At 68.5% G+C, this 19,340-nt stretch carries 23 protein-coding genes; 12 read left to right on the top strand and 11 right to left on the bottom strand.

From position 1 onward, the window contains the following. Positions 1-106 precede the first annotated feature (106 nt). Positions 107-1,675 (bottom strand): ABC transporter substrate-binding protein, encoded by a 1,569-nt coding sequence (locus ABD260_RS22880; protein ID WP_344236123.1) that lies wholly within the window; start codon positions 1,673-1,675, stop codon positions 107-109. Positions 1,676-1,741: 66 nt separating this feature from the next. Continuing rightward, positions 1,742-2,395 (bottom strand): HAD family hydrolase, encoded by a 654-nt coding sequence (locus ABD260_RS22885; protein ID WP_344236125.1) that lies wholly within the window; start codon positions 2,393-2,395, stop codon positions 1,742-1,744. A 217-nt stretch (positions 2,396-2,612) separates the two neighbouring features. On the opposite strand from ABD260_RS22885, the gene ABD260_RS22890 reads away from it, so the two are divergent. The 3 genes from ABD260_RS22890 (at position 2,613) to ABD260_RS22900 (ending at position 5,273) form a co-directional block, all read left to right on the top strand. Continuing rightward, the gene (locus ABD260_RS22890) at positions 2,613-3,461 is read left to right on the top strand and encodes a PAC2 family protein (RefSeq protein ID WP_344236127.1); all 849 of its coding nucleotides are present in this window, start codon (positions 2,613-2,615) and stop codon (positions 3,459-3,461) included. A 127-nt stretch (positions 3,462-3,588) separates the two neighbouring features. Further along, positions 3,589-4,359 carry a L,D-transpeptidase gene (locus tag ABD260_RS22895; protein WP_344236129.1) on the top strand — a complete coding sequence of 257 codons (771 nt, stop codon included), beginning with the start codon at positions 3,589-3,591 and terminating at the stop codon, positions 4,357-4,359. An 11-nt stretch (positions 4,360-4,370) separates the two neighbouring features. Beyond that, positions 4,371-5,273, top strand: coding sequence for a hypothetical protein (locus ABD260_RS22900; RefSeq protein WP_344236131.1), 903 nt, complete (start codon positions 4,371-4,373; stop codon positions 5,271-5,273). A gap of 48 nt (positions 5,274-5,321) precedes the next feature. Here the strand turns inward: ABD260_RS22900 and mshC are convergent, their stop codons facing one another. Next, entirely contained in the window at positions 5,322-6,542 is a 1,221-nt protein-coding gene (gene mshC, locus ABD260_RS22905; RefSeq protein ID WP_344236133.1) for a cysteine--1-D-myo-inosityl 2-amino-2-deoxy-alpha-D-glucopyranoside ligase, read from the bottom strand. Between the two features lie 102 nt (positions 6,543-6,644). Here mshC and ABD260_RS22910 point away from each other — a divergent pair, with 102 nt between their 5' ends. Then, on the top strand, positions 6,645-7,343 hold the full coding sequence (locus ABD260_RS22910; RefSeq protein ID WP_344236135.1) for a DUF6882 domain-containing protein: 699 nt from the start codon (positions 6,645-6,647) through the stop codon (positions 7,341-7,343). Here ABD260_RS22910 and ABD260_RS22915 read toward each other — a convergent pair. The 3 genes from ABD260_RS22915 to ABD260_RS22925 all read right to left on the bottom strand — a co-directional run bounded on the left by ABD260_RS22915 (position 7,340) and on the right by ABD260_RS22925 (position 9,581). Then, entirely contained in the window at positions 7,340-8,134 is a 795-nt protein-coding gene (locus ABD260_RS22915) for an SCO1664 family protein (RefSeq protein ID WP_344236137.1), read from the bottom strand. The genes ABD260_RS22910 and ABD260_RS22915 overlap by 4 nt on opposite strands. Further along, positions 8,131-8,706, bottom strand: coding sequence for a DUF3090 family protein (locus tag ABD260_RS22920; protein WP_344236139.1), 576 nt, complete (start codon positions 8,704-8,706; stop codon positions 8,131-8,133). The genes ABD260_RS22915 and ABD260_RS22920 overlap by 4 nt, the downstream gene beginning before the upstream one ends. A 179-nt stretch (positions 8,707-8,885) precedes the next feature. Continuing rightward, positions 8,886-9,581 (bottom strand): histidine phosphatase family protein, encoded by a 696-nt coding sequence (locus tag ABD260_RS22925; protein ID WP_344236141.1) that lies wholly within the window; start codon positions 9,579-9,581, stop codon positions 8,886-8,888. A 58-nt stretch (positions 9,582-9,639) separates the two neighbouring features. Here ABD260_RS22925 and corA point away from each other — a divergent pair, with 58 nt between their 5' ends. After that, a complete protein-coding gene (corA, locus tag ABD260_RS22930; protein ID WP_344236143.1) occupies positions 9,640-10,623 on the top strand; it encodes a magnesium/cobalt transporter CorA in 984 nt (327 codons plus the stop codon). A gap of 18 nt (positions 10,624-10,641) precedes the next feature. Here the strand turns inward: corA and ABD260_RS22935 are convergent, their stop codons facing one another. Together ABD260_RS22935 and ABD260_RS22940 are read right to left on the bottom strand one after the other, a co-directional pair. Next, on the bottom strand, positions 10,642-11,469 hold the full coding sequence (locus tag ABD260_RS22935; protein ID WP_344236145.1) for an undecaprenyl-diphosphate phosphatase: 828 nt from the start codon (positions 11,467-11,469) through the stop codon (positions 10,642-10,644). Next, positions 11,469-12,512, bottom strand: coding sequence for an LLM class F420-dependent oxidoreductase (locus ABD260_RS22940; protein ID WP_344236147.1), 1,044 nt, complete (start codon positions 12,510-12,512; stop codon positions 11,469-11,471). The genes ABD260_RS22935 and ABD260_RS22940 overlap by 1 nt, the downstream gene beginning before the upstream one ends. A gap of 51 nt (positions 12,513-12,563) precedes the next feature. Between ABD260_RS22940 and ABD260_RS22945 the strand changes: the two genes are divergently transcribed. The 5 genes from ABD260_RS22945 (at position 12,564) to ABD260_RS22965 (ending at position 15,879) form a co-directional block, all read left to right on the top strand. Next, complete coding sequence (locus tag ABD260_RS22945) at positions 12,564-13,505, top strand: aldo/keto reductase (RefSeq protein WP_184832174.1); 942 nt, start codon at positions 12,564-12,566, stop codon at positions 13,503-13,505. Between the two features lie 32 nt (positions 13,506-13,537). Continuing rightward, positions 13,538-13,723 (top strand): DUF5703 family protein, encoded by a 186-nt coding sequence (locus ABD260_RS22950; RefSeq protein ID WP_145811853.1) that lies wholly within the window; start codon positions 13,538-13,540, stop codon positions 13,721-13,723. 68 nt (positions 13,724-13,791) lie between these two features. Beyond that, positions 13,792-14,247 carry a MarR family winged helix-turn-helix transcriptional regulator gene (locus ABD260_RS22955; RefSeq protein WP_344236152.1) on the top strand — a complete coding sequence of 152 codons (456 nt, stop codon included), beginning with the start codon at positions 13,792-13,794 and terminating at the stop codon, positions 14,245-14,247. Further along, positions 14,244-15,101 carry an ABC transporter ATP-binding protein gene (locus tag ABD260_RS22960; protein ID WP_344236154.1) on the top strand — a complete coding sequence of 286 codons (858 nt, stop codon included), beginning with the start codon at positions 14,244-14,246 and terminating at the stop codon, positions 15,099-15,101. Before ABD260_RS22955 ends, ABD260_RS22960 begins: the two co-directional genes overlap by 4 nt. After that, on the top strand, positions 15,061-15,879 hold the full coding sequence (locus ABD260_RS22965) for an ABC transporter permease (protein ID WP_344236156.1): 819 nt from the start codon (positions 15,061-15,063) through the stop codon (positions 15,877-15,879). Before ABD260_RS22960 ends, ABD260_RS22965 begins: the two co-directional genes overlap by 41 nt. Here the strand turns inward: ABD260_RS22965 and ABD260_RS22970 are convergent. Continuing rightward, a complete protein-coding gene (locus ABD260_RS22970; RefSeq protein ID WP_344236158.1) occupies positions 15,860-17,047 on the bottom strand; it encodes an MFS transporter in 1,188 nt (395 codons plus the stop codon). The two genes, ABD260_RS22965 and ABD260_RS22970, sit on opposite strands and share 20 nt — an antisense overlap. A gap of 73 nt (positions 17,048-17,120) precedes the next feature. Between ABD260_RS22970 and ABD260_RS22975 the strand changes: the two genes are divergently transcribed. Continuing rightward, positions 17,121-17,981: a LysR family transcriptional regulator gene (locus ABD260_RS22975; RefSeq protein ID WP_344236160.1), complete on the top strand. Its 861-nt coding sequence runs from the start codon at positions 17,121-17,123 to the stop codon at positions 17,979-17,981. A 64-nt stretch (positions 17,982-18,045) separates the two neighbouring features. Here ABD260_RS22975 and ABD260_RS22980 read toward each other — a convergent pair whose 3' ends face one another. Then, positions 18,046-18,168, bottom strand: a complete 123-nt coding sequence (locus ABD260_RS22980) for a PIN domain-containing protein (protein ID WP_344236162.1) — start codon at positions 18,166-18,168, stop codon at positions 18,046-18,048. Positions 18,169-18,331: 163 nt separating this feature from the next. Continuing rightward, positions 18,332-18,529, bottom strand: coding sequence for a hypothetical protein (locus tag ABD260_RS22985; RefSeq protein WP_344236164.1), 198 nt, complete (start codon positions 18,527-18,529; stop codon positions 18,332-18,334). Positions 18,530-18,679: 150 nt separating this feature from the next. On the opposite strand from ABD260_RS22985, the gene ABD260_RS22990 reads away from it, so the two are divergent. Beyond that, positions 18,680-19,318 carry a lysoplasmalogenase gene (locus ABD260_RS22990; protein WP_344236166.1) on the top strand — a complete coding sequence of 213 codons (639 nt, stop codon included), beginning with the start codon at positions 18,680-18,682 and terminating at the stop codon, positions 19,316-19,318. Positions 19,319-19,340 lie beyond the last annotated feature (22 nt).

Raw genomic sequence — 19,340 nt, forward strand, 5'->3', positions numbered from 1 at the left:
ACCGGCAAGAAATCGTCCCGTATCGTGGACAAACCGCAGTAAACCACGCCTGTCCACCCACGGTCGCCGGAGCAAGGCGAACCGTTACTGCCATGGCAGTTTTGTGTCACTTCCGCAAAGGTGAGAAATACAGCAAAGACAGCTGGTCAATAGCCGTTTGAACGCCTTGCAGGTTCTTCGCGGCCGCGACCGCGATTCGCCCTTGCCAAACCGGGATCACCGGCGCGTCATGCGCGAGTACGCCCTGTAGCTGGCTGATCAGGTCGTCGCGCTTCAGCCCGTTCTGTTCGGTCCGCTCCTGCTGCAGGAGCTTCAGGGCCGCCGACGAACGGTAGCCGTTCGCGAACGCTCCGTCAGTGGCGACGAACGGGGCCACGTAGTCGTCCGCGTCCGGGTAGTCCGGGGTCCATCCGGCCTGGTACATGTCGTACGCGCCGGCCTTGGTGCCGACCTGGTATTGCGGCCACTCCGCGCTGCGCAATGTCACCTTGAACAAGCCGGACGTCTCCAGCTGACGCTTAAGCTCAAGAACCTCGGCCTTGGCACCGGCTCCGTACTGCGTGGGGGTCCAGCCGACCGTCAGCGGCACCGGCGTGACGATGCCCGCCGCCTTCAGCAACGCGGCGGCGGTTGCCTTGTTCGGTTGCTTGTACTCCGCTTTGTACGCGTCGACCTGTCCGCCGAAGCCCGGTGGCACCACGGAGTACAGCGGGTTGACGTGATCGCCGTACGCCTTCTTCGCGATCGCGGGCCGGTCGATCAACTGCGCGACAGCCTGGCGTACGGCGGGTTTGCGCGCGATCAGCGACTTCATCTGGAACGTGAAGAACCGGATCTCCGCGGAGTTCGCCTCGACCACCTGGACCTGATTGGACTTCCGCAGGTTGTCCAGCAGACTCGGGCCGAACCCGTGGTACGCCAGCTCCGCCTTGCCGGTGGTGATCGCCTCGTACAGCGCGGCCGAGTCCTTCTTCAGGCTGATCGCCACGCCGTCGTTCTGCGCCGCCCGCGAACCGCGGTACCCGGCGAACTTCGTCATCGTCAGCTCGGACCCCGGCGAGTACGAGGCCAGCTGGTACGGCCCCGAACCGACCGCCTTGTTCTCCAGCAGCGCGTTCGCCGGGTACGACTGCTCGTCCACGATCGACGCGGCGGTCGTGGTCAGCAGGTACGGCAACCGGGCATCGGGGTGGGTCAGGTTGAACACCGCGGTCAGCTCGTCCGGCGTACTCACGGACTTCACCGAGCTGAACCAGGACGCCGCTCCCCCGGGCGTCTTCAGCCGGACCAGGCGCTCAAAGCTGAACTTCACGTCCGAGGCGGTCAGCTTGTGCCCGTTCGGGAAGGTCAGCTGATCCTTCAGGCTGCACGTGTACGTGGTCGGCGAATCGAACTGACAGTCCGCCGCGTCCGGTACCGGGGTCGGCTTGTCCGGGAGGATCGTCAGCAGGGTCTGGAACAGGTTCGCCTGGACGGTGCGGGAGCCCGCGTCGTACGGGCCGGCCGGGTCGAGGGACGCGATCGAGTCGGTCGTCGCCAGCTTGAGCAGCACCGGCTTCGGCGTCTGCTCGCCCGGGTGTGGCGCGTTGTCGTCCGGCTGACCACAGGCAGCCAGCGATACCCCCAGCGCACTGACAACCACGGCCGCCGACACTCGGCGCACCAACTCACCCACCGTCTCACCTTTCCCCAGCCCGTTACCCCGACAACGCCCCCGAGGGCACCAAGTGACGGTAGCTCGTCAACGGAGCAATGCGCGCAGGGACTCCGGCGTCAGCGGTTCGAGCGACTTCACCACGAGCCGCCGCGGTGCCTCTTCGATGGTCACGAACTGCGGTACCGCGACGACGAACATGCCGGCCGCCGTACCCGCCTCCGTACCGGTGACCGAGTCCTCGATCACGATGCAGTTCGCCGGGTCGACGCCGAGCTTCGCGGCACCGGTCAGGTACGGCTCCGGGTTCGGCTTGCCGAGCGTCACCTCGTCACCGGCGACGATCACGTCGAACGGGTTCGGCGGCAGGTGGCCGAGTACGGCATCGATCATCGTCCGGTACGACGCGGAGACCAGTGCGCACGGCACCTCCTCCTTGCGGAGCGCCTGCAGCAGCTCGAGCGCACCGGGCTGGAACGCCACCTCGCGGCGCAGTGCCACGACCACCTCGGAGAACATCCGGTCGGCCAGCTCGTCCGCGCCGATCACACCGGCCGGAATCCGCGCCATCCACACCTGCACGGCGTCGCGCAGGTCGCTCCCGATCAGCGTCATGCAGTCCTCGAGGGTCCACTCCGCCCCGAGCGAGCCGAGCAGCTCGATCTGCACCTCCGCCCAGACCTTCTCGGAGTCGACCAACGTCCCGTCCATGTCCCACAACACCGCCTGCAGGCCCGGCACCCAGCACTCCTCACGTCACGCCCTCACTTTGAGAACCCACCGCGCGTGTCCGGAGCCCGAAAACGCGCGGTGGGTTCGCAGAGTCTGTCCGGCCATTCTCCCTGGTGCGGCGACTGAGCGCGGTACGGGGGTGACCACGTAGGCTGACAGTCCGGTTTCCGGTGCCTGGAGCAAGCCAGCGCCGGGTTTGGCTCGAGAGACGACAGGGGGCCTGCGAGTGGTTGATCTCGCGAACCTGAGAGACCCGGTCGTGATCGCCGCGTTCGAGGGCTGGAACGACGCGGCCGAGGCGGCCACCGGAGCGGTCGACCACCTGATCGACGAGTGGGACGCGGAGCTCGTCACGGCCATCGATCCCGAGGACTACTACGACTTCCAGGTGAACCGCCCGCAGGTCGGTCTCGACGACGACGGCGGCCGCCAGCTCAGCTGGCCGACCACCCGGGTGTACCTGGCGCGCCCCGCCGACACCGGCCGGGACGTCCTGCTGATCCGCGGCATCGAGCCGAACATGCGCTGGCGGGCGTTCTCCAAGGAGCTGCTGGAGCTCGTCGACGACTCGAACGCGCAGGTCGTCGTCGTCCTCGGCGCCCTGCTCGCGGATGCGCCGCACACCCGCCCGATCCCCGTCTCGGCCACCTCCTCGGACGAGGAACTCACCGCCTCCTGGAGCCTGGAGCCGTCCACGTACGAAGGACCGACCGGGATCACCGGCGTGTTCGCCGACCTGTGTACGACGCTCGGGGTGCCGTCGGTGTCGATCTGGTCGGCGATCCCGCACTACATCGCCGGTACGCCCTGCCCGAAGGCGTCGCTGGCACTGCTCGGCAAGGTCGAGGAGCTGCTCGACCTGGCCATCCCGGAAGGTGAGCTGCCCGAGCTCGCCCGGGCCTGGCAGCGCGGCGCCGACGAGCTGAGCGAGGAAGACCCGGAGGTAGCCGAGTACGTGCACTCGCTGGAGGAGCAGCGCGACACCGCCGACCTCCCCGAGGCGACCGGCGAGGCGATCGCGGCCGAGTTCGAGCGCTACCTGAAGCGCCGGAACAAGAACCACCCGAGCGACTGACCGCCCTACCCACTTTTCAGAGAAGTAACCTCGCGACCCGTGGCGCGTTGTTACCAATGGGTTTATTGTCGACCCGACAACTGGGGGGTGACGGGCTGCCGTCACCGTGACCACGGGGAGTGACGAGATGCGCGACGAGCGGGGCGGCACCTCGATTCCTGCGCTCGCGGTGCTCATCCTGCTCGGGGTCGTCGCCGCGATCGGGATCTTCGGCAACAAGGACAAGACGGTCACCGTCGACCTCAGTACGCTGACCGCTTCCACGACCGCCACCACGATCCCGACCGCGCCGCTGGACACCCAGCCGTACTCGGGGACCGATGGCCTGGTCGTGCATCCGCGCAACGAGGCGGCGCTGTTCAGTGCGCCGGACGGTGACGCGTTCGGCAAGATCGGGCCGACCCAGTTCGGGCCGACCTGGCTTCCGGTGGTGGAGCAGTCCGACGGCTGGGTACGCGTCCTGCTGCCCTCCAAGCCGAATCGCTCCACGGCCTGGATGCAGGACGGTGACCTCGACCGGGCCAGCTCCTCGTACCTGATCCGCGTACACACCAGCTCGCGCACGCTCGAGCTGTTCCTGAACAACAAGAGCCTCGGCAGCTGGAAGGCCGGGGTCGGCGCGACGAAGACGCCGACGCCACCCGGCCGGACGTTCCTGCTCGGCTCGATCATCGACCACAAGCGCTCCGCGTCCCCGATCGTGCTCCCGTTGGGTGCGCACAGTCCCACCTTGGACACGTTCGGTGGCGGACCTGGTACGGTCGCGATCCACGGCTGGCCGAATCCGCACGTGTTCGGGGCGGCGATCAGCGCGGGCTGCGTCCGGGTACCCAAGGCCGCGCTCGCCCATCTGCAGAAGGTTCCGCTCGGGACTCTGGTCCTGATCGACAGCAAGTAAGGAGATCCCTGATGCGACTACAGGTGCGACGGCGTCTGACGCCGACCGTCCTGACGGCCGCGGCCGTGGCCGGTGTGGTGACGTTCAGCCTGGTCGCCAGTGCCCCCGCCGGTAACGCGGCGGCCCGCCCGTCCTCGGCGTACGCGGTCAGCGCGGAAGGCCAGGTGCCGATCGCCAAGACCCCGTACGCGGAATCGCTCGACGGGAAGCGGCAGACGTCGACGGCGCTCGAGCTCCCGAAGAACCCGCTGATCTCGGTCCGGGCCGGGACCGCGACGGCCGGGAACGACTCGGCTTCGGTCGAGCTGTTCGACATCGTGATCGGGCCGGATCTGCTCAGTCAGGTGAAGCTGCCGCCGGAGCTCCAGCAGCAGTGCGCTTCGCTGCCGAAGACGGGTGCGGCCGACCTGCCGCTGCCCGACCTCGCGCTGCCGGATCTCGGTCTGCCGCTGCCGAAGCTGACCACCAAGGACCTGCCGGTGAAGAACCTGCCGGACCTGTGCAACCTGCTGCTCAACCCGCCCAAGTCGCTGCTCGGCATCGACTCGCTGAACGTGTGGTGTTCCGGTAATCAGGGTGGTGTCGACATCGGGTCGCTGACGCTGCTCGGGCAGACGATCAAGCTGCCGAGCACGAAGCAGGGCGCGACTTTGCCGGCCGCACCGCTCGCGACGATCACAGTGAACAGCCAGGGCAAGCACTCCGACGGCGCCTTCACGATCACCGGCCTGACGATCAACCTCGGCGGCGCCGAAACCATCAACCTGGCGTCCGCAACCTGCGCCAAGCCGGCCACGAAGACCAAGCCCAAGCCGAAGCCCCAACCGGTGAACCCGGCCCCCGCCCAGGTAGCCACTCCCCCGTCCGCCCCGGTCCCGACCCCGGTCAAGACGCACCAGCCCGTCACCGGCTGACCCCACCCGGCGCCCCAAACCTGTTTGGGGCGGCTGGGGGTTTCGGGGTTAGAGCTTTACGCCCAGCAGTGCGTCTACAGCTTGGGCGACGAGGGCGGGTGCTTCGTGGTCGTCACCTTCGCTCTCGGCCCAGGCGTCGACGGCGGCGAGTGCGGCCGCGCTGTCCAGGTCGTTCGTCAGCGCCGCACGTACCGCATCCACCGCCGCGCCACCATCCGGTCCGGAGCCTCGGCCGATCGCGCCCCGCCACGCATCAAGCCGGGCCTGTGCAGCGGCCAGGTCGGACTCCATCCAGTACCAGTCGGTGCGGTAGTGATGCGCCAGCAGCGCCAACCGGATCGCCATCGGGTCGGCACCACCGAGCCGTTCCTTGGACACCAGCACCAGGTTGCCCTTGGACTTCGACATCTTCTCGCCGTCGAGCCCGACCATCCCCTGATGTACGTATGCCCGCGCGAACGGATGCTCTCCGGTAGCGACCTGCGCGCCACTGGCGGACATCTCATGGTGCGGGAAGATCAGATCCGACCCACCGCCCTGCACATCGAACGTCATCCCCAGGTACTTCAGCGCGATCGCCGAGCACTCCACATGCCAGCCCGGGCGGCCGCGGCCGAGCGCCGAGTCCCAGGCAGGCTCGCCCGGGCGCTCGTGCCGCCAGAGCAGGCTGTCCAGCGGGTCCTGCTTGCCGTCCCGGTCCGGGTCGCCGCCGCGCTCCGCGAACAGCTCGCGCATCGTGTCCCGGTCGTAGTTCGACACGCCACCGAACGCCGGGTCGGCCTTCACCGCGAAGTACAGGTCGCCGTCGACCGAGTACACGGCTCCGGCCCGCTTGAGCTCCTCGACCGCGCCGGCGACCAGGTCGATCGATTCGACTACACCGATGTAGTGCTGCGGCGGAATCACCCGCAACGCGGTCATGTCGTCCCGGAAGAGCTGGATCTCCCGGGCCGCGAGATCCGTCCACTCGACCCCGGTCGCCGTCGCGCGTTCCAGCAGCGGGTCGTCGACGTCGGTGATGTTCTGGGTGTACAGCACGTCGTACCCGGCGTCCCGCCAGAGGCGATTGATCAGGTCAAACGTGACATAAGTCGCGGCGTGGCCCATGTGCGTCGCGTCGTACGGCGTGATGCCGCACACGTACATCCGGGCGGTTCCGCCGGTGGCCGGTGGCACCTCGACCAGCCCACCGGAGGCGGTGTCGTGGAGGCGTAGCCGCCGGGCCGGCCCCGGCACCGCCGGGATGTCTGGTTTCGTCCACGCCTGCATGTATCGGAGCTTATGCCAGTCCGATTTTCAATGACGCGACACGGTTCCATTCCGTGGTCGGCCGGTTCCGCTGCACCCCGGTGCCGGATACTGTCGCCCGCGATGAACTCTGACTTCAGCCCCGGCCTCCAGGCGTACGGTGGCTGGATCGCCGCCGCCGCGATCCAGCAGCAGGACCTGTTCAACGAGGTGGTCGGCCCGGACTCCTTACAGGCCGACCTCGACCTGCGCACCCTGACCGGCGAACGCGGCACTCTCGGCGGCGTGTCGCTGCTCGGCAGTTTCTCCGAGCTGGACCACACCTGGTTGTGGGGCTGGGCGAACCCGGGCTTCGGCCGGGACGCGCCCGCGGTCGCGCCGACGCTCGCCATCCGCGAGTTCGGCGAGCGGCACGGGATCGAGGAGTTCACCACCGAGAGCCCCGATCTGAGCGGCTTCCCGCAGCCGGCCCAGGCGGCGATCACGCTCGCGATCACGGCCGGCTCGGTGCTCGGCGGTCGTGGCGTCTGGTCGACGGCGATCAACGAAGGACGCGGGCACGTGTACCTGCATGTCGCCGACGAGCAGCTCCCGCGCGCCGGCTTCGACCCGATCGCTACGCCCCGACTGCTGCTCACCGCGGTCAGCGTGTTCCCGGCCGACCACCGACGGGTCGTCCGCGGCTACTTCCAGCATTTCGGCGTGCCGTACGAGGAAGCGCCCGATGCGATTCGCGGCACGGCACCGAACGGCGGCGTGATCGTCACGACGTACGACGAGCACGACCGGCTCGGCAACGTACACGTCGAACCGAAGCCCTAGAAGGCGGGCCAGGGAATCGCGGGCCACTCGTCGCTCGGGTACGGAAACGTACCCGTCTTCAGCAGCGTCGCGCACCGTTCCCTGGTCGCGGTCAGCTCGACCGCGGTGATCAGCTCGCACAACTGCTGCCCCAACGCCCCGGCAAGCTGATCGGCGAGCTTGCGGAGGTCGTTCTTCAGCTCGTCCGCGATCGGATCACCGGCCCAGCCCCACAGCACCGTACGCAGCTTGTCGTCGGCGTTGAACGTGACGCCGTGATCGACCCCGTACACGCGGCCGTCGCCCGGGTTCAGGACGTGGCCGCCCTTGCGGTCGGCATTGTTGACCACGGCATCGAACACCGCCATCCGCCGCAGCGCCTCGTTGTCCGCGTGCACCAGCGTCACCGGGTTGTGCCGGCCGTCCAGCGCGTCAAGTACGCCGACCCAGCCGGCCGGTACGCGACCCTGCGGGACGATGTCGACCAGCTCGGTCTCCCCCGCTGTCAGCTCGGCCTCGTCGATCCACAGTTGCACCATGCCGACGCCGAGCGGTCCGTCCCGCAGCAGCGTCGGCGGTACGACCGACCAGCCCAGTGCCTCCGACACCACGTACGCGGCGAATTCGCGCTGCGCCAGCGTGCCGTCCGGGAAGTCCCACAACGGGCGCTCCCCCTCGACCGGCTTGTAGACCACGGTCGCGGTCTCGCCGTCCCGGCTGACCGAGCCCTGATAGGTACCGTTCGAGGCCGCGACCAGGCGGCCGTGCAGGGAAAGCTCCCCCAGGGCGAGGAGCTCGGGGTCGATCGTCATTCCGGCAGGTGCCTGCGGTAGCCGTTGGCGCGTGGGCAGATGTGACCGTCGGCATCGATCGGCCGGCCGCAGAACGGGCAGCTCGGCCGGCCGGACGCGACCAGCGCGACCGCGCGCCGGGCGAACGCGCGCGCCTGCTCCTCGGTGATCCGGACCACGAACACCTCGGCGTCGTCGGACTCCATCGCGGCCGCCACCGGGTCGCTCTCCTCGAGCTCGGCCGGGTCGCCGGTGACGACGGCGAACACCTCGATCACCACCCGCTCGGCGTCCGCCTCCCAGGCCAGCGTCATGGTCCCGGCCCGGAACTCCTCCTCGATCGGCTGCTCCAGCGGCGCGGTGTCGTCGACGCCGGACGCCGCGACCGGATCCCGGTCGAACCGGCGCGCGACCTCGTCCAGCATCACGTCCAGCCGCTCGGCCAGCGCCATCACCTGTTCCTTCTCGCACGCGACCGACGTCAGCCGGTGCCCGGCTCGCGCCTGCAGGAAGAACGTCCTCGCACCTGGTTCCCCGACGGTGCCGGCGACGAACCGCTCGGGGTCGTCGTAGGAGTGCACAACTCGCGCCATGTCCTAGACCCTAGAACATGCTCGGTTGTCCCGTGCCGTTGCGAGCAGGTGCACGGTGGTGTAGCTGGGTGTGCTGGGGGCGAGGTTTCGATGCGGCGCATCGTGACCTTGCCCCCAGTGCAGCCAGATGCGCCACCGTGTGCCGCGCAGTAGGCACGGGACAATCGAGCATGTTCTGGTTACCGTCCACCGACGACAGCGTCCGACGACCGCTTCTTCGGCTTGGCTTTCGCTGTCGGCTTAGGGACCAAGGAGGCCAGCTCGCTGCCGGAGTCGTTCAGCCGGACCAGGAACGGGCGGGTCGCGGTGTACGTGATGATCGTGGTCGACGCCGTGTCCACCACGATCCGCTGGAATGTGTCCAGATGCTGACCGAGCGCGTCCGCGACGATGGACTTGATCACATCGCCATGCGAGACGGCCACCCAGAGCGCATTGTCGCCGTGACTCTTCGCCAGCTCCGCGTCATGCGCCCGTACCGCGTCGACCGCCCGCTGCTGCATCGCCCGCATCGACTCGCCGTTCGGGAAGGTCACCGCGGACGGGTGCTGCTGGACCACTGCCCAGAGCGGGTCCTTCGCCAGCGTGCTGATCTTCTGCCCGGTCCAATCGCCGTACCCGCATTCGGTCAGCCGCCGATCAGTTGCCGTACGCAACCCGGCGTGCTGTTTGGCGATCGCCGCCGCGGTCTGCTTGCACCGCTCCAGCGGGGACGTGACGATCGCGGCGAGGGGCAGGCCGGCCAGCCGCTGAGCGACCGCCGCGGCCTGCTCGACGCCGGTGCCGTCGAGTTTCACGCCAGGGGTTCGCCCGGCCAGCGTGCCGGAAGTGTTCGCCGAACTGCGGCCGTGGCGGACCAGAATCACCGTAGGCATGACAGGCACGTTAGCTGGTCCCGCCAAGCGGTGCCGTGGGTTGGCCAGGCTGTGGTTCATGATGGTGGGTGTGATCGTGGACTGCGGGGTGTACGCCGGGGGTGAGCGCCGGCAGCTGCCCAAGGACCCGGAGACCGTTGCCCAGGCCATCGACGACGACGGCCGCGCCTTCGGCTGGATCGGCCTGCACGAGCCGTCCGACGCCGAGATGGAGCGCGTCCAGCAACTGTTCGGCCTGCACGACCTGGCCATCGAGGACTCGCTGCAGATCCACCAGCGGCCGAAGGTCGAGCGCTTCGGCGACACCATCCTGGTCGTCCTGCGCACCCTCTGGTACGTCGACGAGGGCGACGCCGTCGAAACCGGCCAGGTGACGGTCTTCGTCGGCCCGCGGTACGTGGTGACAGTCCGGCACGGCGAAGGCGGCGAACTGGCCACCACCCGGCACGAGCTGGAGGCGCGCGCAGCCGTGCTCGGGCACGGGCCGGCCGCGGTGCTGTGGGCGATCTGCGACGCGGTCGTGGACGACTACGAAACCGTGGCCGAACAGGTCGAGATCGATGTCGACGAGGTCGAGTCGTCGGTGTTCTCGCCCGAACGCACCAGCGACGCGGAGCGCATCTATCGGCTCAAGCGTGAGGTACTCGAAATGCGCCGCGCGATCGATCCACTGCGCGAACCGATGGTCCAGTTCGCGCACGGCGTGAACGGGATCAGCGCCAAGGCGAGCCCGTTCTTCCGCGATGTCGCCGACCACCTCAGCCGGGTCTCCGACCAGACCGAAGCGATCGACACCCTGCTCTCCTCCGCGCTGAACGCCCACCTGGCCCGCGTCTCGGTGCAGCAGAACGACGACATGCGAAAGATCTCCGCCTGGGTCGCCATCGCCGCGGTGCCCACGATGCTGGCCGGCATCTACGGCATGAACTTCGACAACATGCCCGAACTACGCTGGCACTTCGGCTACTACGCCGTCCTCCTCCTGATGGCCGTCGTCTGCTTCACCATGTACCGCTTCTTCCGCAAAGTCGGCTGGCTGTAACGCACACCCGGCAGCCGGTCAGGTGGCGGTGATTGTGCTGGTGGCGAGGAGGATGATCAGGACGATGCCGAGGAGTACGCGGTAGAGCGCGAAGACCTCGATGGTGTGCTTGGCGACGAATCGGAGCAGCCACGCGACCGAGGCGTACGCGACCACGAAGCTGACGATGGTGCCGACGATCAGGGGTAGTGCGCCGACGCCGCCGTTCAGGGCGTCCTTCAGCTCGTAGATGCCCGCGCCGACCAGCGCGGGGATGCCCAGTAGGAAGGCGATCCGGGTCGCCGCAACCCGGTCCAAACCGCGGAACAGACCGGCCGAGATGGTCGCACCGGACCGGGACACGCCGGGGATCAGCGCGAGGCACTGGACCACGCCCATCACGATCGCGTCCACCAGCGTGATCCGCTCCAGCGGGCGCGCCTTGGAGCTCAGCCGTTCGGCCGCGACCATCACGAACGACCAGCCGATCAGCGCGCCGGCCACCCACCACAGGCTCCGCAGCGGGCCGGAGATCAGGTCCCGGGCCAGGAAGCCGACGATCACGATCGGCACCGAACCGACGATCACGTACCAGCCCATCCGGTGGTCGAACTCGCCGCGGTGCTCCGGGTTGACCAGCCCCCGGACCCAGGCCACCGCGATCCGCCGGATGTCCTTCCAGAAGTACAGCACCACGGCCGCGATCGCGCCGATCTGGATCACCGCGGTGTACCCGGTGATCGCGGGGTCGTCGATCTTCAGGCCGAGCATCTTCGACACGATGGTCAGGTGGCCGGTGCTCGAGACCGGCAGGAATTCGGTCAGGCCCTCGACGATGCCGAGGATGATGGAGTCCCAGATCGTCATCAGTGACCGACTCCAGCCAGGTCCAGCGCCTCAGCCAGTGTCCTCAGGTCGGCGATCCGCTGCTCCACGGTCGGCGCGAAGGGCGTCACGGCGACGGTCGTCGCGCCCGCTTCGGCGTACGCGGTCAGCTTGTCGGCCAGCCGGGCCTTGTCACCGAGCAGCGAGATCGAGTCCAGGAACCCGAACGGTACGGCGGCCATCGCCTCGCGGTGCTTCTTCGCCAGGTACAGGTCCTGGATCTCCTTCGCTTCGTCGGCGTACCCCATCCGGACCGCGAGCGCGTTGTAGAAGTTCTTCTCCCGGCTGCCCATCCCGCCGATGTACAGCGCGGCGTACCCACGGATCGGGTCGGCCGCGGCGTGGATGTCCGGGCCGGGCATCAGCGGTACGGACGCGACCACGTCGAAGTCGTCGAGCTCGCGGCCGCGGCCGGTGCGGATGTGCGCCAGCTGCTCGCCCAGGAACCCCGGGTCGTTCAGGATACCGAGCCAGCCGTCGGCGATCTCACCGGCCAGCTCGAGGTTCTTCGGACCGACGGCGGCCAGATAGACCGGCACGTGGTCGCGGATCGGCCGGACGGTCAGCTTCAGCGCCTTCCCCGGTCCGTCGGGCAGCGGCAGCGTGAAGTACTTGCCCTCGTACGCGACCGTCTCGCGGCGCATCGCGGCATTGACGATGTCGACGTACTCCCGGGTCCGGCGCAGCGGCTGTTCGAACCGTACGCCGTGCCAGCCCTCCGAAACCTGCGGGCCGGACACGCCGAGGCCGAGCCGGAACCGGCCGTTCGAGAGCCGGTCCAGCGTCGCCGCCGTCATCGCGGTCATCGCCGGGGTCCGGGCCGGGATCTGGAAGACCGCCGCGCCGACGTCGATCGTGGTGGTCTGGGCGGCGATCCAGCTGAGCACGGTGGCCGCGTCCGAGCCGTACGCCTCCGCGGCCCAGGTGACCGAGAAACCGAGCGTCTCGGCCTCCTTCACCAGCCTCAGATGGTCCAGATGGTCGTCGCCGCCGTAGACGAAGCCGATGTTGAGTCCGAGTCGCATGACTGGCGAGCCTAGCGAGAGGTTGTCGGTGGACCGCAATAGGCTCGGACCATGCAACAGCGCTATCTCGGTCACAGTGGACTCGCCGTCAGCAGGCTCGGCCTGGGCACGATGTCGTGGGGCCGGGACACCGACGAGCACGAGGCCCGCGAGCAGCTGGCCGCGTTCGTGTCCGCCGGTGGCACCCTGATCGACACCGCGGCGGCGTACGGCGACGGTGACAGCGAGTTGCTGATCGGGTCGCTGCTGGGTGACGTCGTGGACCGGGACGACCTGGTGATCGCGACCAAGGCCGGTTTCAGCGTCCGCCGGGGCGAGCGGATCACCGATACCTCCCGGGGCGCCCTGCTGCGCGATCTCGAGGGCTCGCTGCGGCGGATGAACATCGACCACATCGACCTCTGGCAGCTGCACACCTGGTCCGACGACGTGCCGCTCGAGGAGACGCTGTCGGCGCTCGACCACGCGGTCAGCTCGGGCAAGGTGCGGTATGTCGCGGTGTCGAACTACGCCGGCTGGAAGGCGGCCCGCGCGGTCACCTGGCAGCAGGCCTGGCCCGGGCGCGCGGTCCCGGTGGCGAACCAGGTGGAGTACTCGCTGCTCGCCCGGGACGCCGAAATGGACGCGATCCGAGCGGCGGCCGGGCTCGGGATCGGCATCCTCGCCTGGTCCCCGCTGGGCCGCGGCGTGCTGACCGGGAAGTACCGGACCGGCATCCCCGCAGACTCGCGGGCGGCGTCTCAGCATCTGTCCAGATTCGTCGACCCCTATCTCGACGCCCGCGCATCGGGCATCGTGGAAGCGGTCGCGCGCGCGGCCGACGGGCTCGGCTGGACCCCGCTCGAGGTGGCCCTCACCTGGGTGCGGGACCGGCCCGGCGTGTCGGCGGCGATCGCCGGGGCCCGCACGGCGCTGCAACTGAAATCGATCCTCGGAGTGGAGGAGCTCACCTTGCCGCCCGCGATCGCGGCGGCTTTGGAGGATGTTTCGTGAGGTAGTTGTTGTTGACGCAGGTGGAGGTGCGGATGGCTGAATACGAGCTGCAGCAGTTCGAGGTGTCCAGGACAGAGTCCCGCGGGGCGGTGCGCAAACTACTCACCGAACACGCCGAGTACGGCGGCTGGGAGCTCGCCCGCCTCCGCCGCTACCCGGACGGCACCCGCCGAGTCTGGCTCCGCCGCCGCATCATCCGAGTCATGCGCACCCTGTAACCCGGCCCGGCACTTTTCCGGGCCGTTCTCATCGAGAAATATCTCTGCATCAGAGGTATTTTAGATCTGTGACCGATGTACTTGCGGAAGAGCTGCTGGCTGCTATGGGTCTGGTTCGGCGGCATCTGCGCCGTTCGGTCGGCCGACCATTCCCACTGTCCGTCCTCACCGACGCGCAAGCCGAGCTGGTCCGGACCGTCCGCCGCAACCCGGGCATCTCCGTCGCGGAAGCAGCCGCCGAGCTCGGCCTCGCCGCCAACACGGTCTCCACCTTGGTGAGTCAGCTGACCGAGCGCGGTCTGCTACGCCGTACCCAAGACGCCACCGACCGCCGGATCGCCCGCCTCACCCTCACCGACCCGGCCCGCCAGCAGGTGGAAGCCTGGCGCGACCGCCGAACCGCCCTCGTCACCGCCGCCATCGACGACCTCGCCCCGGCCGACCAGGCCGCGCTGCGAGCCGCCCTCCCGGTCCTGGCCGTCCTCGCCGAGCGACTACACCCCGAAGAACTGGAGCGCGTATGACTCCGGAACCCAACTCCGCGCCGGCCGTCGAACTCACCGGCCTGAGTCACCGATTCGGCGACCACCTCGCGGTCGACGACCTCGACCTGACCGTCTCCCCCGGCGAGTGCTTCGGCCTCCTCGGCCCGAACGGCGCCGGCAAAACCACCACCCTGCGCGTCCTCAACACCCTCTACCCACCGCAATCCGGCCGGGTACGCGTCTTCGGCCTGGACGTCCGGCATCAAGCGATGTCAGTACGACGGCTGCTCGGGTATGTACCGCAGCAACTGTCCATCGAAGGCGCATTGTCCGGCCGGGAGAACGTGTCCTGGTTCGCGCGCTTGTTCGACGTACCACGCCGGGAACGCGCCGCGCGGGTCGCGGAAGTACTTGATCTCGTCGATCTCACCGAAGCGGCCGATCGGCTCGCGTCGACGTACTCGGGCGGCATGGTGCGCCGGCTCGAGCTTGCGCAGGCACTGGTCAATCGGCCGGCGCTGCTCGTACTGGATGAGCCGACGGTCGGGCTCGATCCGGTGGCGCGGGATTCGGTGTGGGCGCGGGTGCAGGACATGCAGGAGCGGTTCGGGATGACTGTGCTGCTCACCACGCACTACATGGAGGAGGCCGATGTGCTGTGCGATCGGGTCGCCTTGATGCATCTCGGACGGCTGCGCGCTGTTGGTACGCCGGCTGAGCTGAAAGCTGAGCTTGGGCCGGACGCGAGCTTGGAGGACGTGTTCCGGCATCACACCGGGGAGAGTCTCGCCGGGGCCGGTCCGGACGGGCGGTCTGGTCGGTCTGGCCGGTCTGGGAAGGGAGGGTTGCGGGATGTCCGTGGCACGCGTCGCACCGCCCAGCGCCTGGGTTGAGAGCCGGCCCCGGGCCGCGCTGCGGCTGGTTTCGCGGATCGGCACGTTCTGCCTGGTCGAGTTGCAGAAGCTGCGGCACGACCGGACCGAGCTGGTCACCCGGGCGATCCAGCCGGTGCTGTGGCTGGTGATCTTCGGGCAGACGTTCAGCCGCATCCGGGCGATTCCGACCGGCAACGTTCCGTACCTGGACTATCTGGCGCCCGGGATCATCGCGCAGTCCGCGCTGTTCGTCGCGATCTTCTACGGCATCCAGATCATCTGGGAGCGTGACGCCGGGATTCTGACCAAGTTGCTGGTCACCCCGAGCCCACGGTCGGCCCTGGTCGCGGGCAAGGCGTTCGCGGCCGGCGTACGCACCATCTCGCAGGCAATCGTCGTACTGATCGTGGCCGCGCTGCTCGGTGTCAGCATGACGTGGAATCCGTTGAAGATCCTCGCCGTGTTCGCCGTCGTCGTACTGGGTGCGGCGTTCTTCTCGTGCCTGTCGATGACGATCGCCGGCCTGGTCCTGCGCCGGGACCGGTTGATGGGGATCGGGCAGGCGATCACGATGCCGCTGTTCTTCGCCTCGAACGCGCTGTATCCGGTCAGCTTGATGCCCGGCTGGCTGCAGGCACTCTCGCACGCCAACCCACTCACGTACGAGGTCGGCGCTCTGCGCGGACTGCTCATCGGGACGCCGACGAACTACTGGCTCGACTTCACTGTCCTGATCGTCGCCGCGATTGCCGGAATCTGCGCCGCGTCGTCCTTGCTCAGCCGACTTGCGCGGTAGCAGGTACCGCCTGGCAGCGGATCAGGATGAGTACGGCGACGACTGTGGTGACGATGCCGGCACCTACAAGCGCGCTCGCCGCACCGACCGCGCCGATGATCGGACCGCCCGCTAGCAAGCCGGCTGCGCTTCCTGCGTTCACGACAACTGTTTGGCCGGACAGCAACGTGCGCCGCTCGGCACCGACTGACGTGCGGGTGATGAGCATGGAGATCGCGGCAATGCCGATCACGACCGTGACGCCGGACAGTGCGCCCATGACGGCTACGACAATTGGGGTTGTCCAGACGCCCATCCCGACCCAGCACAGTCCCATCCAGGCCCAGGCGACTGATGCGGCGACTACCGGTTTGGTTCGCTTTACGATCGCTAGCGAGACCGCAGTGCCTAGTAGTGCGCCGACGCCGTACCCGGTCATTCCTGCTGCCAGGTACACGCCTGGTTTGCCGCGCTCTTCTCCTAGTACCGACAGGCCCAGGGTGAAGGCGAACCAGGTGACACAGCCGGTGCCTCTGACGATCCAGCCGTAGAGCACGTCGCGGCGGCCCTGCAGGCTCTGGCGGATCGACGGGGGTTCCTCGGGTGCGCCCGCTGCGCGGGTTGGTTGCACAGTGCAGGCCAGTAGCCCGGACGCTGCTACAGCGGCTGATTCCACCCAGAGCAGCTCGTTGGTGAAGCCCGCTGCGACGGCGAACGCACCGGCGGACGGGCCGAGCAGCATGCCGATGCGGCGGAGTCCGTCCTGCCAGGTGAGGAGCAGAACTGCGCGGCCGTCACCCCAGCGGTCTCCGGTATCGGCCAGTAGCGCTGAGCGTCCTGGGTTCGACAGGGCGTCTCCGCAGCCGAGCAGTAGTCCGCTGAGCACGAGTAGCGCGGGTGACAGTACGCCTAGTACGGCCGCGGTTGGTACTGAGGCCAGCGCGAGAGCGGATACGAACGCCACGATCGCCAGCCGCGGTCCCGAGTCAACCCACTGCCGCGCCTTCCGTGCCCACCACGGCGACAACAGCACAGGTATCCCGGCCGCGCCGCCCACCAGCCCGGTCGCGGCAACTGAACCGGTCTCCCGCAGGATCACCAACGGCAACGCGACCTGCGCGAGCCGGAACGCGAAGTCCGCCGTACCACTCCCCGCCAGCAACGCCAGCGCCTCCGCCTTCGCTCTCATGCCTTTGATTCTTGGCGTTCCGCTGAGCTCCGGGTAGCCGTTGAACCTTGCACCCTTGCCATAGGCTGAACCTATGGCTTCATTACCCTCGGTCGAGGATCTGCGGCTGGTCCAAGCCGTCGCCAGGACCGGCGCGGTCGGTACCGCGGCCCGAGAGCTGCGGATCTCGCAGCCGTCCGCGTCGCAGCGCCTGGCTCGGCTGGAGCGACGCTGCGGCACCAAACTGTTCGACCGCGACACCCGCGGCGCCCGGCCGACCCCCGCCGGCGCGGAGTTCGCCCGCCGCGCCGATCACATCCTCAGCCACCTGGAGGAGGTGTACGACGCCCCGCGCGCGGCCGCCGCCGGTCAACGGCTCGTGGTCGGCACGTTCGCGAGTCTGGCGCCGATCCTGTTCCCGGTACTCGACGCCGACCTGCCCGAGCTGGAGATCCAGCAACAGGTCGACCACGGTCACTTCCTGGTCGAACGGGTCGCCGAGGGCACGATGGACGCCGCGTTCATCGCGATCGCGGAACAAATGACACTCCCGCGCGGCGCCGTACACCGCCGGGTCGGCCGCGACGAGCTCGTCCTGTTCGTCCCACCCGGCGCCCGCCCACCCGGCCGCGGCCGCCAGCCGCTGAAGAACCGCCCCATCGCGTTCTCCACCTACGACCGCGGCAGCGAAGAAATCCACAACCGCCTGGCCGCCCTCGGCGCCCTCCCCCGCCGCGGCGTCACCCTAGGCACCACAGTCGCCATGGCCCGCCGCCGCTCCCACCTGGCCCTGGTCCCCCACACCGCCCTGGCCACCGAACTCCGCCCCGGCGAACACCTCACCGCCGCCCCCTTCCGCTACCGCCTCACCCTCTCCCTCGTCACCACCCCCACCCCACCCAAACCCCTCCTCACCTACCTCCCCCACCTCCGCACCACGTTGAACTTGTCATGAGGCAGGGAGATCGGCCAGCTCACCATCTCGGCTGAACTGGTTTGAGGCGGGAGGTTGGCGCAGGTTAGTCAGTGCCGAGGATTCGGAGACCGTGGAAGGACCGGAAGTCCTCAAAGTCCTTGAGGTTCAACGTCGCGAGCGGCAGGTCATGCGTCAGGCAGCAAGCAGCGACCCACATGTCGTTCATCGGTCGAGGCCGGCCTCGCTCAACAGCCGCCGCCGACAACCGTCCCCAGGTGGCAGCCGCCGCTTGGTTGGCGCCCGATCAGGCGCGTCGTCAGCTGACCGGTCAGCTTCCGCTTGTGAACGAGTGATGCTACGTCGGTGTCCAGAACGACGGGCTGCACGGATCAGGCGATCTCTCGGTGCCGCTCGGCGTAGGTGTACTGGAGAAAGTCATCCAGTTCCTCGTTCGACCCAAAGGTGTCCGCGGCGAGTTCATCGAGTGACTTGATCGGCTCTGTCCGCTTTGCGGCCAGCAACTCCGTGACGGACTGCGACGGCCGGATGTACGGAACGCCCGACCGATCTGCGTTTTCTGGATCCATGAGCCCTCCTGAGTCCCGCTGACCCCTCCGGAGCCATTGTACGGCCCAGGCGCCTGACCGCGCTCCCGCTCTGACTCCATCCTCCGCACCACGTTGAACTTGTCGTGAACTGTGGGGGGTTTGGGGGTTGGGTGGGGCAGACTCGGGGGTATGGGGCTTACGGGGATGGCGCGGGGGCGGCGGGTTCTGGCGGGGTACTGGGGGGCGACGGTGGTGCACGTGGCCGCGATTGTTGCCGATGTCAAGGTTTTGAAGCTGGCCAGTAAGCCGGCGTTGATGCCGTTGCTGTGGCAGTGGTCGCGTACGCAGGGCGCGCCGCCGCTCTTGCAGGCGGCCCTGCTTGCGTCGGCGGCGGGTGATCTGTTGCTGGAAGCCGATCAGCAGCTCGCCGGCATGGCTGCTTTCGCGGCGGCGCATGCGTGTTATCTCGCGGTGTTCCTCGCCGATCCGGCGCAGCGGTCGTGGCGGGTGCTGGCTGCGTACGCCGCACTGTGGGCCGCCTTGATCGCGATCCTCGCGCCGGGGCTCGGCAACCAGCGGATACCGGTCGCGGCGTACGCGTTGTTGCTGACGGCAACCGCCATCTCGTCGCGCTGGCACAATTCGCGCAGCGGTCTCGGCGGTGCGTTGTTCCTGATCTCGGACAGCCTGATCGCGCTCCGGATGGCCGGTCGCGATTTCCGGGGCCGCGGGGCGCTGGTCATGTCCACGTACACGATCGGCCAGTACCTGATCGCGTCCGGCGTCACCAGGCAGGACAATCTGACCAGTACTGGTCATCCGCGTTGACGTCCGGCCGGTGGGTGCTATG

It is taken from the genome of Kribbella hippodromi (genome assembly GCF_039531045.1).
Classification (GTDB): domain Bacteria; phylum Actinomycetota; class Actinomycetes; order Propionibacteriales; family Kribbellaceae; genus Kribbella; species Kribbella hippodromi.